Source organism: Micromonospora sp. NPDC007271, from assembly GCF_040634005.1.
Classification (GTDB): domain Bacteria; phylum Actinomycetota; class Actinomycetes; order Mycobacteriales; family Micromonosporaceae; genus Micromonospora.
Genome location: NZ_JBEYER010000025.1, coordinates 1,965 through 14,395, shown reverse-complemented (window position 1 = coordinate 14,395; position 12,431 = coordinate 1,965). Strand labels below are relative to the sequence as shown.

Genomic DNA, 12,431 nt, shown 5'->3' with positions numbered 1-12,431 from the left:
AGACCACCCTCATACGCTGGCCCTATGACCACGAAGACTAGTGAGCTGCTGGCCGTCGTCGCGCCCCGGACGGTGACCGTGGTCCAGGGCATCTCCGACGACCAGCTCGACCTACCCACCCCGTGCCCGGAGTACACGGTGCGCGGCCTGCTCAACCACGTGTACGACGTGGTGGTCAACTTCCAGGCGCTCGCCCGACGGCAGGAGGTGGACTGGTCGGCCAAGACCGACCACCTGACCGACGGCTGGCGGGACGGGTTCGCGGCGGAGACCGTACGCCTGATCGAGGCGTGGTCGGACCCGGCGGCGCTGGAGGGCGTGTCGCCCGGCATGGGGCTGCCGCAGGAGACGGTCGGCGAGATGGCCCTGATCGACCTCACCGTGCACGGCTGGGACCTGGCCCGGGCCACCGGGCAACCGGAGGCGGAGGTCGACCCGGCGGTGCTCGCGGCGGGGCACGGCTTCATGGACCGGATGGGGGAGACCGGCCGGCGGATGGGGGCCTTCGGTGAACCGGTGCCCACCGCCGTCGACGCCACCGGGCTGGACCGTCTACTCGGTCGGACCGGCCGGGATCCGGCCTGGCTGCCCTGACGCCCTCGACCCGCGTGGCACCATGCCGCGCGGGTCGCTCTTGACACCACTATTCGCCAAGTGAATAGTTGCGGGCGTGTCCACACCGCACGTCCTGCTCGGACTGCTCGTAGGTGGCGCCCGGCACGGTTACGACCTGAAGCGCGCCCACGACGAGCGGCTGCCCCGGTCCCGGCCGCTCGCGTTCGGGCAGGTCTACGCCACCCTCGCCCGGCTCCAGCGGGACGGCCTGGTGGTCCCGGCCGGGCAGGAACGCGACGGCGGACCGGACCGCACGGCGTACGCGCTCACCGAGGACGGGCGGGCGGCGCTCGACCGGTGGCTCGCCACCGTCGAGTCGCCGATGCCGTACGTGGCCAGCACCCTCTTCGCCAAGGTGGTGGTCGCACTCCTGGTCGCCGACGTCGAGCGGGCCCGGTCCTATCTCATCGCCCAGCGCCGGGCGCACACCGAGCGGCTCCGCGAGCTGACCGCGGTGAAGAGCGCCCCCTCGGCCAGCCTCGACGACGTGATCGCGGCCGACTTCGCCATCAACCATCTCGACGCCGACCTGCGGTGGCTGCACACCACCCTCGACCGGGTCGCCGACTGGCACCGGGAGGTGCACTCGTGACGCATCTGGAGGCCCGCGGTGTGGTCAAGGCGTACGACAGGACGCCCGCGCTGCGCGGCGTGACGCTCGACGTGGCGGAGGGGGAGATCGTCGCCGTCACCGGACCGAGCGGATGCGGCAAGTCGACCCTGCTGCACTGCCTCGCCGGCATCCTTCGTCCCGACGCCGGCCAGGTCACCTGGCGGGGTGAGCGGGTCGACACCTGGTCGGAGGCGGCCCGGTCCCGGCTGCGGCGCACCGAGTTCGGGGTGCTCTTCCAGTTCGGCCAGCTCGTCGCCGAGCTGACCGCGGCGGAGAACGTCGCCCTTCCGCTCCTTCTCGCCGGCACGGGGCGGCGAGCGGCGCGGACGGCGGCGCTGACCTGGCTGGAACGGCTCGGCGTGGCCGAGGTGGCCGACGTCCGGCCGGGCGAGATGTCCGGCGGCCAGCAGCAGCGCTGCGCCACCGCCCGCGCCCTGGTCACCGAGCCCCGGGTGCTCTTCGCCGACGAGCCGACCGGCGCGCTGGACACGCTCACCGGCGAGCAGGTGCTCACCCAGCTGGTCCGGCTCGCCCGCGAGCAGCACACCACCGTCGTGCTGGTCACCCACGAGCCGCGCATCGCCGCGTACGCCGACCGCGAGGTGACGCTGCGCGACGGGATGGTGGACCACTCGGGCCTGGGTCTGGACGCGCCGGCGCCGGGCGGCCACCGGTGACGCCGGGCACCCTGCTCCGGCTCGCACTGGCCGGCACCCGGGCCGACCTGGCGCGGGTGGCACTGACCGCACTCAGCGCCGCGCTGGCCACCCTCGCCGGCCTCGCGGCGCTGACCGTGCTGGCCATCCCGACGCCGCTGGCCACCGACGGCAACCAGATGCGCTGGTCCGAGCAGTACGCCAACCAGCTTCTGGTCGAGCCGGGGCTGCGCGGTGGCACCGCGTTCGCCCTGCTACTGCTCACCATCCCGGTGCTGGCGCTGGCCGGGCAGTGCGCCCGGCTCGGCGCACCGGCCCGCGACCGCCGGCTGGCCGCCCTCCGGCTGGCCGGGGCCACCCCCGGGCAGGTCAGCCGGGTCGCCATGGCGGAGGCCGGGGTGGCGAGCCTGCTCGGCACGCTGGCTGGACTGGGCGTCTATCTGGCTGGTCACCGGCTGCTGCACCGGCCGGACGCGCGGGGCCGGCTTCCCTTGCCCACCGACGTGTACCCGTCGAGCGTCGGGATGGCGGCGTTGGTGCTCGGGCTGCCGGTGGTCGCCGCGCTGGCCACCGCGCTGATGCTCCGCCGGGTGGCGACCACTCCGTTCGGCGTGGTCCGGAGGGTGCGGACCCGAGGCCCCTGGCCCTGGCCCGGTCTGCTGATCATCCTGGGTCTGGTCGCCTTCGCCGCCATCCGGCCGGTGACGCTCTGGTACGACCGGCGGCATGCGGAGCTACCCCCCTGGCTGGTGCCGACGCTGCTGGTCGGCGGCGCGCTGCTCGCCATGATCGGCGTGGTCACCGGCACCGGCTGGGTCTCCCACATCACCGGCCGGCTGCTGCGCCGGTACGCCCGGCGGCCGGCGGGCCTGCTCGCCTCGAGTCGCCTGATGGCTGATCCCTGGATGGGCAGCCGGACCTTCGCCGCCCTCCTCACGGCCCTGATCTTCGGCGCGGGAGCGGCCATGATGACCGCTCACTTCCGGACGCGCAGTGCCGCGCTCGCCGAGGACCGGCGACGCTTCGACGAAGCAGTCGGGCAGCCGCACGTGCCGGTGGCCGAGGCGGACGACTTCTACCTGCGGGCCATGGACCTGGTGCACGCGGCGGTGGTCGTGGCCCTGGTGATCGCCGCCCTCGGGCTGCTGGTCGCCGTCGCCGAGAACGTGGTCAGCCGGCGCCGGGCGTACGCGGCTCTGGTGGCCGGCGGCGTCCCGCGCGGCGTGCTCGGGCGCTCCCTCCTCTGGCAGGCCGTCACGCCGGCCGTCCCGGCGATCCTGGTCGCGTTGACCGTGGGGACGCTGCTGGTCCGGGGTGTCTTCGGCGGGACCGTCCGGACGGGCGGCTCGTCGTACAGCTCCTGCGACGCGGGCCCGGAGATCTGCGACAACCCGGCGACGGCGGCGCAGCACACCCGCGAGATCCTCGTCCCGGCGGTCGAGCGGGCCGTGCAGGTGCCGGCCGACCTGCTCGCCCTCTATGGCGCCGGCGCCCTGGCCGCGGTGCTGGTCACGGTCGGATTCGGCGTCCTCCTCCTGAGGTCCAGCACGGCGGTGGAGGAGCTGCGGACGACCTGACGTGACACGGTGGCCGTCGCCGAAGCTGTTCGGCTGGGGCGGTGCCCCCGAGCGGGGCCGCACCGGCCGACCGAGCAGCGGAACAGCAGGAGACGACCAAGCATGCGGAACCAGTCCGGCGGTGCGGCGCCGGTGTTCGTGGACCGGACCGGACGGCGTCGCCGGATGACCGTGATCGCCGGTACGGCCACGGCCGGCTGCGCTGGAGCGGATGGCCCGCACCGGGGAGGCGGCGGCGATGTTCCCGCCGGCCCCGGTGCGCTGAGCCGGCGGGGCGTGGCGGACGTCAGCGGGCGGTGAGCAGACCGGCGGACCAGGCGACGGCCAGGCCGATCACGGCCGAGCAGCAGCAGACCAGCAGGGCGGAGGCCACCACCGCGAGGATCACCCAGGTCGGCCCGCGTCGGGCCGCACCTTCCGGGGCCGGTTCCTCCCCGGCCGGCTCCTCCTCGGCCTGGCTCACCCGCGCAGTGTAGGTCCCCGGCGGGGATGTCCTCGCAAGATCCCACCCGATCGTGGAGGTAGTGGCCTCCTGCCACGAGATGGGGGGTGTTTCCGGGATTGAGGGCGATCTTGGCGAGCGCCGGGGCGGCGGACCGTCGCGACGGCGAGGCACGATGGGTCGATGGAACTGATCTCGATCGAGGACATCCGGGCCGCCGCCGACGACATCGCCGGAACCGTCGTGCGTACCCCGCTGCTGTCGACGCCGTGGGACGACGAGCTGTGCGTCAAGCCGGAGAGCCTGCAACCGGTCGGGTCGTTCAAGCTGCGGGGGGCGACCCACGCGGTGGCCCGGCTCGATCCGGCCGCCCGGTCCCGGGGCGTGGTGACCCACTCGTCCGGCAACCACGGCCAGGCGCTCGCGTACGCGGCCCGGGTGTCCGGCGTCCCGTGCACCGTGGTCGTCCCCGAGGGGGCGCCGCAGGTCAAGGTGGACCGGATCCGCGCGCTCGGCGCCGAGGTGGTGCTGGTCGCGCCGGCCCGCCGGCTGGCCGAGGCGGAGCGGATCGCCGCCGACTCCGGGGCCGCGCTGGTGCCGCCCTTCGACGACCGGCGGATCATCGCCGGGCAGGGCACCATCGGGCTGGAGATCGTGGCGGACCTGCCCGACGTCGACGTGGTGCTGGTGCCGGTAGGCGGGGGTGGGCTCTCCTCGGGGGTCGCCACCGCGGTGAAGGCGCTGCGCCCGTCGGCGGCGGTCATCGGGGTGGAGCCGGCGCTGGCCGCGGACGCCCGGGATTCCCTCGCCGCCGGTGAGGTGGTGGTCTGGGACGTCGAGCGGACCTACCGGACCAGCGCGGACGGGCTGCGTACCAACCTGTCCGCGCTGACCCTGGCCCACCTGCGGGCCCGCCTGGACGGCATCGTCACGGTGACCGAGGAGGAGATCGCGCTGGCGATGGGCCGGCTGGTCCGCGACGCCCGCCTGGTGGTCGAGCCGAGCGGGGCGGTGGCGGTCGCCGCCCGCCTCTTCCACGCCGACGAACTGCCGTCCGGCCGTGCCGTCGCCGTGGTCACCGGCGGCAACGTCGACCCGGCGGTGCTGGCGTCGGCGCTCACCGCCTGACCTGTTAGGAAGGGCCCCCTGCTATGCCGCAGGCGTTAACAGGGGACCCCTCCTTTCACGTCAGGCGCGGTTGAGGCGGTCGAGGATCCAGGCGTTGATGAACGCCTCCTCGCGCCAGGCGTCGTAGCGGCCGCTCGGGCCGCCGTGGCCGGCGCCCATCTCGGTCTTGAGCAGGTAGTCGCCCTGCGGCGCGACGGCCCGCAGCCGGGCGATCCACTTCGCCGGCTCGTGGTAGAGGACCCGGGTGTCGTTGAGGCTGGTCACCGCGAGGATGGCCGGGTAGTCGACCGTGGCCACGTTCTCGTACGGCGTGTACGACTTCATGTACGCGTACACCTCGGGGTCGTCGAGCGGGTTGCCCCACTCCTCCCACTCGGTGACGGTGAGCGGCAGCGACGGGTCGAGGATCGAGGTGAGCGCGTCCACGAAGGGCACCTGCGCGACGATCCCGGTGAACGCGTCCGGGGCGAGGTTGGCCACCGCGCCCATCAGCAGGCCACCGGCCGACGCGCCCCGGGCCACCAGCCGGTCGGCGGCCGTCCAGCCGGCCTTCACCAGGTGCCGGGCGCAGGCCACGAAGTCGGTGAAGGTGTTCTTCTTGGCGAGCAGCTTGCCCTCGTCGTACCAGCGCCGGCCCAGCTCGCCGCCGCCGCGGATGTGCGCGACGGCGAAGATGACCCCCCGGTCGAGCAGGCTGAGCCGGGCGATGGAGAACCAGGGGTCCATGCTCGCCTCGTACGAGCCGTAGCCGTAGATGACGCAGGGGGCGGAGCCGTCGCGCGGGGTGCCCTTCCGGCAGACCAGCGAGATCGGCACCCGGGTGCCGTCGTCGGCGAGCGCCCAGTCCCGGTGCTGCTCGTAGTCGGCCGGGTCGTACGCCCGCCCGTCCGGCCCGGGGCGGACCGGCTTCTGCTTGCGCCGCACCATCTGTCGGGTGACCAGGTCGTAGTCGTAGACCGAGTCCGGGGTGACCAGCGAGGTGTAGCGCAGCCGCACCTCGTTCGTGCGGTACTCCGGGTTGGCGTCCAGCCCGACGCTGTAGATCGGCTCGGGGAAGTTGATGTCGTACGGGTCGCCGCCGCCGACCGGCAGCACCCGCAGCCCGGTCAGCCCGTTGCCGCGCAGCGAGACGACCAGGTGATTCTCGAACGCGTCGACGGCCTCCAGCCGGGTGCCCGGCGAGTGCTCGATCAGCGGCGTCCAGTCGCCGGGCGCGTCCGCCGAGGTGTACGCCAGCGCGAAGTCCTCCGCGCCGTCGTTGTGCAGGATCAGGAACCGGTGTCCGTGGTGCTCCACCGAGTACTCGACGCCCTGCCGGCGCGGCGCGACGATCGCCGGCTCGCCGGTGGGGTTGGCGGCCGGGATCACCCGTACCTCGCTGGTGACCTTGCTGTGGATGTCGATGACCACGAACCGCTCGGAGCGGGTCAGCTCGACGCCCACCCAGAACCGCTCGTCGTCCTCCTGGTGGACCACCACGTCCTCACTCGACGGGGTGCCGACGGCGTGCCGCCAGACCCGGTACGGCCGCCAGGCGTCGTCCACCGTGACGTAGAAGAGCGTGGAGGCGTCGGTGGACCAGGCGGTGCCGTAGAACGTGTCGGGGACCTCGTCGGGCAGCACCTCGCCGGTGCTGAGGTCCTTGACCCGCAGGGTGAACCGTTCGTCGCCGGCGAAGTCCGTCGAGTACGCCAGCCAGCGCCCGTCCGGGCTGACGTCGAACGCGCCGAGGGCGAAGAAGTCGTGCCCCTCGGCGAGCTGGTTGCCGTCGAGCAGCACCTCCTCGCCGTCCAGCGGGGCGCCGTCGGCGCTGATCGGGGGGACGGTCTCGCCGTCCCGGACGGCCCGGCGGCAGTGCACGCCGTACTGCTGGCCCTCGACCGTGCGGGTGTAGTACCAGTACCCGTCCTTGCGGGTGGGCACCGACAGGTCGGTCTCCTGGGTGCGCCGGCGGGTCTCCTCGAACAGTTGGGCGCGCAGCCCCTCCAGGTGCGCGGTGCGCGCCTCGGTGTACGCGTTCTCCGCGGTCAGGTGGGCGATCGTCGCAGGGTCGTCCTTGGTGGCGAGCCAGGCGTACTCGTCGACGACGGTGTCGCCGTGGTGGGTGCGCTCGGTCGGGACGCGCTTGGCGACAGGTACGGGCGACGGCTCCGGGTCGTGGCCCGGCGCCGGCCGCGCCGAGCTGGAGTTGTCGGGGGTCTCGGTGGTCACGGCGTCACGTTACCGGCCAGGCGGTCGCTGCCGGGCGGTCGCTCGGCCGGATCCGGCAAGTTGCCGTCCGCGACTTTCGAACATGTGTACGATGACCGCCATGGCGGCTGCAGCGAGTTCCACGAATCGACCCGGAGCCCTCGAGATCACCCGGCGACTGGCGGAGATCTGCGGCCCGCCGTTCGCCCGCTTCGCCGGCGCGGCCGACGAGGTGGCCGGCCGGACGGCCCGCTGGGTGGCGGTGCCGGGCGGCCCGCACGCCGCCGCCGAGGTGCTGCGGCTGGCCGCCGCGCACGACCTGACGGTGGTGCCACGCGGTGCCGGCACCAAGATCGACTGGGGGGCCGCGCCGGCCCAGGTCGACATCCTGCTCGACACCGGCCGGCTCGCCGGGGTCTGGCACGAGCCGCAGGGCTCCCCGCTGGCCGAGATCGGCGCCGGCACCCCGCTGCGGGCGGTCCAGGCGAGCCTCGGCCGCACCGGCCGGCGCCTCCCGGTCGACGTGCCCTCTCCCGGGGCGACCCTGGGCGGGGTGCTCGCCGCCGACGAGGCCGGGCCGCTCCGGCACCGGCACGGCAGTCCGTGCGCCCAGCTCGTCGGCGTCCGCTACCTGGACGCGGACGGCGAGCTGGTCAGCATCGGTGAGTCCGGCACGACGTCGCTGGGCCGGGCGGCTCCGACGGCCCGAGACCAGGCGGGCGGCGGTGGGGCGGCGGCATCCCCGGGCCTGCCGGGCGGCGCCGCGGCGCTCTTCGGCACCGGCGACCTGCCGGGGCTGGACGTGGCCCGGCTGCTCTGCGGCTCGCAGGGCGGGCTGGGGGTGCTGGTCTCGGCGACCCTGCGGGTGCAGGCCGTGCCCGCCAGCCGGGTCTGGGTGTCCCGCCCGGTCTGGACCCCGTTGGAGGTGCACGACCTGGTCCGCGCGGTGCTCGCCGCACGGCTCGATCCGGCGGCCGTCGAGCTGGATCTGCCCGTGCCGGTGCCGCTGCCGCGCCGGCGGGTGCACCCGTCCCACCCGTCCGTCTTCGCCCGCCCTGATCATCCGGCGGTGGCCGGGCGGCCGGCCCGGCCGGCCGCGGCGGGCAGCCTGGTCGTGCTGCTGGAGGGTGGCCCGGCGGACGTCGCCGAGCGGGCCGAGCGCCTGGCCGCCCTGCTCGGCCCGGAGGCCACCACCGCTTCCGCGGCTCCCGAGTGGTGGGGGCGGTACCCGTTCGGCCCGGGCGACACCGCGCTGCGGGTGGAGGTTCCGATCAACGACCTGCACGCGGCGGTCTACGCGCTGCGCGACGCCGTCGGCGTTCCGGTGCCGGTGCGGGGCTCGGCCGGGGTCGGCACGGTGTACGCGACGTTGCCCGCCGCCCTGCCGGCAGACCGGGTGGCCGCGATCCTCGCCGCCGTCCGTGGGGTGCTCCTCGCCCGCCAGGGCCGCTGCGTGGTGGTCGCCGCCCCCACTCCGGTGCGCCGGGTGGTCGACCTCTGGGGCGAGCTGCCCACCCTGCCCCGCCTCCGCACGGCGAAGGCACACCTCGACCCGCACCAGCGCCTGGCCCCCGGCCGCCTCCCCGGCGGCCTCTGACCCCAACTGCCCCACCCCCGGGCCGCCACTCTCGTTGATCAAGGAGTTTGCGTCAGGATCCGGCCCACGCCGGACGCAAACCTCTTGATCGACGCGGCGGGCCTGTGGGGCTGGGTGGGGGTCAGAGCGCGTCGTTGCGGAGCGCCAGGATGGCGATGTCGTCGCGGGGAGCCTCGGTCGAGAAGCCGATCGCCGTGGCACGCAGCCGGGCGGCCACCACGTCCGCGGAGTAACCGGCCAGCGGGGCCGCCGACGCGCGCAACCGTTCGGTGCCGAAGAGCTCCCGGCCGCGCCGCCGCTCGGTGACCCCGTCGGTGTAGAAGATCAGCATGTCGCCCGGGTCGAGCGAGATCTCGGCCGTCGGCGTGGTGATCGAGTCGAGCAGCCCGAGTGCGGTACCGCCCGTGCCGACGAAGGCGGCCCCACCGCCGCCGTGCAGCAGCACCGGGCGGTCGTGCCCGGCCAGGTGCAGGGAGACGTCGAGCTGGTCCCCCTCGCCCGGCCCGACCGCCGCCAGCGCCAGCGTGCAGTACCGGCCGCTGCCCCGCTCGACCAGCGTCTCGTTGAGCCGGACGAGCACCTCCGGCAACGGCTTGCCGTCGCCGGCCAGCACCCGGATCACGTCCCGGACCAGGCCGGTCACCGCCGCCGCCTGCACGCCCTTGCCCGAGACGTCGCCGACCACCACCAGCCACCGGCCGTCCGGCAGCGGCACCACGTCGTAGAAGTCGCCGCCGACCTCGGCGTCGCCGCCCGTCGGGACGTACTCGGCGGCGAAGCCGATGCCCTCGACCACCGGTAGCACCGGCGGCAGCAGGGACTGCTGGAGCGTCTGCGCCACCCGCCGACGCTCGGCGTGGATGCGGGCGTTCTCGATCGCGAGTGCCGCCCGCCGGGCCACGTCCTCCAGCACCGAGACCTCGTCCGGATCGTGCCGGTGCCCCTGGTGGCGGCCGACGGCCAGGGTGCCGAGCCGCTGCCCGCGGGCGATCAGCGGTACGGCGAACCCCTCCATCGGCCCGCTCAGCGGCACCTGCGCCGCGCTCCGGGACGCCTCCCGCAGCCGGGCCTGGATCGAGTCCGGCCCGGTCTCCTGGAGCACCCGGTGCAGCTGCGGCAGCACCGACTCGTCGGCGTGGCTGGACGCGGCGAGCCGCAGCCGGCCCCACTCGTCGGTGGTGTGCACCGCGCACCACTGGCCCAGCCGGGGCACCACGAGCTGCGGGATGAGCGCCATGGTCAGCTCGACGTCGAGCGACTGGGCGAGCAGCTCGCTCGCCTCGGCGAGGAAGGTCAGCCAGGCCGACCGGCGGACGTCCGCCCGGCGCAGCCGGTCGTTCTCCAGGTGCAGCGAGAGCCGTTCGGCGGCCAGCACCGCCAGCGGCCGGGCGTACGCCGAGGGCGCCGCATCCAGCTCCAACTCACCGGCGTAGGGCCGGTGCACGGCGAGCGGGACCCGCAGCAGCTCGTTCCCCTCCCGGGGGTGCCGGCCGTAGCGGGCGAGCACCTGGCTGCCCTGCCCGTCGCCCCGGTCCAGCCGGACCACGCCGCCGGCCGCGCCCACCATCTCGGCGAGCCGGGCCAGCAGCCCGGTAACGAACTCCGGCAGCGGATCGTCCGCGTACGGGTCGGGGCTGGTCTGCATCAGCTCGCTCATCGCGGCCGCGTTCGGGGAGTCGGCCTCCGCCCCGCCCACCGTGGTGTCCATCGCGGGGCTCTCGACCGTGGCCAGGGCGGGCGATTCGTCGTCGTGCCGGTCGAGCCGGAACCAGATGCCCTTTCCGGTGGGCAGGTAGGTGGTGCCCCACCGGCTGGCAAAGTGGTCGACCAGCAGCAGCCCGCGCCCGCGCTCGGCCACCTCGGTGATGTCCGCTGTGACGTTGCGCACGCCGACCACCAGCTCGTCGACCGGGCCGGCCGCGAAGTCGATGACCGTGACCGTCAGACCCCCGCTGTCCGCTTCGACCTCGATGTCCAGTTCGGTGCGGGCGTGCTCCACGGCGTTGGTGGTGAGTTCCGTGGTGAGCAGCAGTGCCTCGTCGAGCAGTTCGTCCAGGTCCGCCTCGCCGAGCACGGACCGGACCAGGGCCCGGGCCGCAGCGGGCGTACGCCGGTCCGCGGGGAGGCGGACCCGCCGGACATGCTCGTCCGCGCCGCCGCTCGTCGCCGGCCCCGCCTCCGCTGACACCTCCGTATCCTCCACCGCCGCCACCCCGGGTGCCAAGCGCTCCCCCCGATCACGCCGCTCGCGCGGATGCCCGGGCGTGGCGCGTGCTCGTCGGCCGTGGCCTCGACGGAAGGCGGGCAGAATGGTGTGATGGCCGCGTGTCGGCACGAGCCAGACGGCCCCGAGCTGAGCGAGGAATGATGACCACGGCGAACAAGTCGGTAGCCGCGGACCCGTCCGCCCCCGACCACGAGGTGCTCCTCGGCGAAATGGTGGAGGCGCTGCGGCGGGTGCGCCGCGGTGACCTCAAGGTCCGGCTGCCCCGGCGGGCCGGCCTGGCCGGCCAGGTGGCCGACGCCTTCAACGACGTGGTGTCGCTCCAGGAGCGGCAGCACCTGGACCTGCGCCGGATCAGCCGGATCGTCGGCCGGGACGGCCGGCTCACCGAACGCCTCGACGACGAGGGGCTGGACGGCTCGTGGGCGGAGGGCCAGCAAGCGATCAACTCGCTGATCGACGACCTGGGCCGGCCGACCACCGAGATCGCCCGGGTGATCATGGCGGTGGCCGACGGTGACCTGTCCCAGCACATGGCGCTGGAGATCGACGGGCGCCCGCTGCGCGGTGAGTACCTGCACATCGGCCGCACCGTCAACACCATGGTCGACCAGCTCTCGTCCTTCTCCAACGAGGTGACCCGGGTGGCCCGTGAGGTGGGCACCGAGGGCAAGCTGGGCGGCCAGGCCGACGTACGCGGGGTCGCCGGCACCTGGAAGGACCTCACCGACTCGGTGAACACCATGGCGTCGAACCTGACGTACCAGGTGCGGTCCATCTCCCAGGTGGCCGCGGCGGTGGCCAAGGGCGACCTGTCGCAGAAGATCACCGTGTCGGCCAAGGGCGAGGTGGCCGAGCTGGCGCACACCTTCAACTCGCTCACCGACACCCTGCGGCTCTTCGCCGAGCAGGTGACCCGGGTGGCCCGTGAGGTGGGCACCGAGGGCATGCTCGGCGGCCAGGCGGAGGTGCCGAACGTCGCCGGCACCTGGAAGGACCTGACCGACAGCGTCAACTCGATGGCGTCGAACCTGACCGCTCAGGTGCGCAACATCGCCCAGGTCTCCACCGCGGTCGCCCGGGGTGATCTTTCGCAGAAGATCACGGTGGCCGCGCAGGGCGAGATCCTGGAGCTGAAGGACACCGTGAACACGATGGTGGACCAGCTGTCGTCGTTCGCGGACGAGGTGACCCGGGTGGCCCGGGAGGTGGGCATCGAGGGCAAGCTCGGCGGCCAGGCCCAGGTACGCGGCGTCTCCGGTACCTGGCGGGACCTGACCGAGAACGTGAACCAGCTCGCCGGCAACCTGACCAGCCAGGTCCGCAACATCTCGCAGGTCTCCACGGCGGTGGCGAAGGGTGACCTGTCGCAGAAGATCACCGTGGACG

10 protein-coding genes are annotated in these 12,431 nt (G+C 74.2%); 7 read left to right on the top strand and 3 right to left on the bottom strand.

Annotated elements, in window-relative coordinates:
- Positions 1-24 precede the first annotated feature (24 nt).
- The 4 genes from ABZ570_RS11690 to ABZ570_RS11675 all read left to right on the top strand — a co-directional run bounded on the left by ABZ570_RS11690 (position 25) and on the right by ABZ570_RS11675 (position 3,461).
- A complete protein-coding gene (locus tag ABZ570_RS11690; RefSeq protein WP_358060735.1) occupies positions 25-594 on the top strand; it encodes a TIGR03086 family metal-binding protein in 570 nt (189 codons plus the stop codon).
- Positions 595-670: 76 nt separating this feature from the next.
- Positions 671-1,207 (top strand): PadR family transcriptional regulator, encoded by a 537-nt coding sequence (locus tag ABZ570_RS11685; protein ID WP_358060732.1) that lies wholly within the window; start codon positions 671-673, stop codon positions 1,205-1,207.
- Complete coding sequence (locus tag ABZ570_RS11680; protein WP_358060729.1) at positions 1,204-1,905, top strand: ABC transporter ATP-binding protein; 702 nt, start codon at positions 1,204-1,206, stop codon at positions 1,903-1,905. Before ABZ570_RS11685 ends, ABZ570_RS11680 begins: the two co-directional genes overlap by 4 nt.
- A complete protein-coding gene (locus tag ABZ570_RS11675; protein ID WP_358060726.1) occupies positions 1,902-3,461 on the top strand; it encodes an FtsX-like permease family protein in 1,560 nt (519 codons plus the stop codon). Before ABZ570_RS11680 ends, ABZ570_RS11675 begins: the two co-directional genes overlap by 4 nt.
- Positions 3,462-3,747: 286 nt before the next feature.
- On the opposite strand, the gene ABZ570_RS11670 is transcribed toward ABZ570_RS11675, so the two are convergent.
- Positions 3,748-3,924 carry a hypothetical protein gene (locus ABZ570_RS11670; protein ID WP_358060723.1) on the bottom strand — a complete coding sequence of 59 codons (177 nt, stop codon included), beginning with the start codon at positions 3,922-3,924 and terminating at the stop codon, positions 3,748-3,750.
- 162 nt (positions 3,925-4,086) lie between these two features.
- Here ABZ570_RS11670 and ABZ570_RS11665 point away from each other — a divergent pair, with 162 nt between their 5' ends.
- The gene (locus tag ABZ570_RS11665; RefSeq protein WP_358060720.1) at positions 4,087-5,031 is read left to right on the top strand and encodes a threonine/serine dehydratase; all 945 of its coding nucleotides are present in this window, start codon (positions 4,087-4,089) and stop codon (positions 5,029-5,031) included.
- 60 nt (positions 5,032-5,091) lie between these two features.
- Here the strand turns inward: ABZ570_RS11665 and ABZ570_RS11660 are convergent, their stop codons facing one another.
- The gene (locus ABZ570_RS11660) at positions 5,092-7,242 is read right to left on the bottom strand and encodes a S9 family peptidase (RefSeq protein ID WP_358060717.1); all 2,151 of its coding nucleotides are present in this window, start codon (positions 7,240-7,242) and stop codon (positions 5,092-5,094) included.
- 100 nt (positions 7,243-7,342) lie between these two features.
- Between ABZ570_RS11660 and ABZ570_RS11655 the strand changes: the two genes are divergently transcribed.
- Complete coding sequence (locus tag ABZ570_RS11655) at positions 7,343-8,818, top strand: FAD-binding oxidoreductase (protein ID WP_358060714.1); 1,476 nt, start codon at positions 7,343-7,345, stop codon at positions 8,816-8,818.
- A gap of 121 nt (positions 8,819-8,939) precedes the next feature.
- On the opposite strand, the gene ABZ570_RS11650 is transcribed toward ABZ570_RS11655, so the two are convergent.
- A complete protein-coding gene (locus ABZ570_RS11650) occupies positions 8,940-11,006 on the bottom strand; it encodes a SpoIIE family protein phosphatase (RefSeq protein WP_358060711.1) in 2,067 nt (688 codons plus the stop codon).
- Positions 11,007-11,185: 179 nt separating this feature from the next.
- On the opposite strand from ABZ570_RS11650, the gene ABZ570_RS11645 reads away from it, so the two are divergent.
- Positions 11,186-12,431: HAMP domain-containing protein (locus ABZ570_RS11645; protein WP_358060708.1), on the top strand; the 1,246-nt coding region annotated here is incomplete at its 3' end.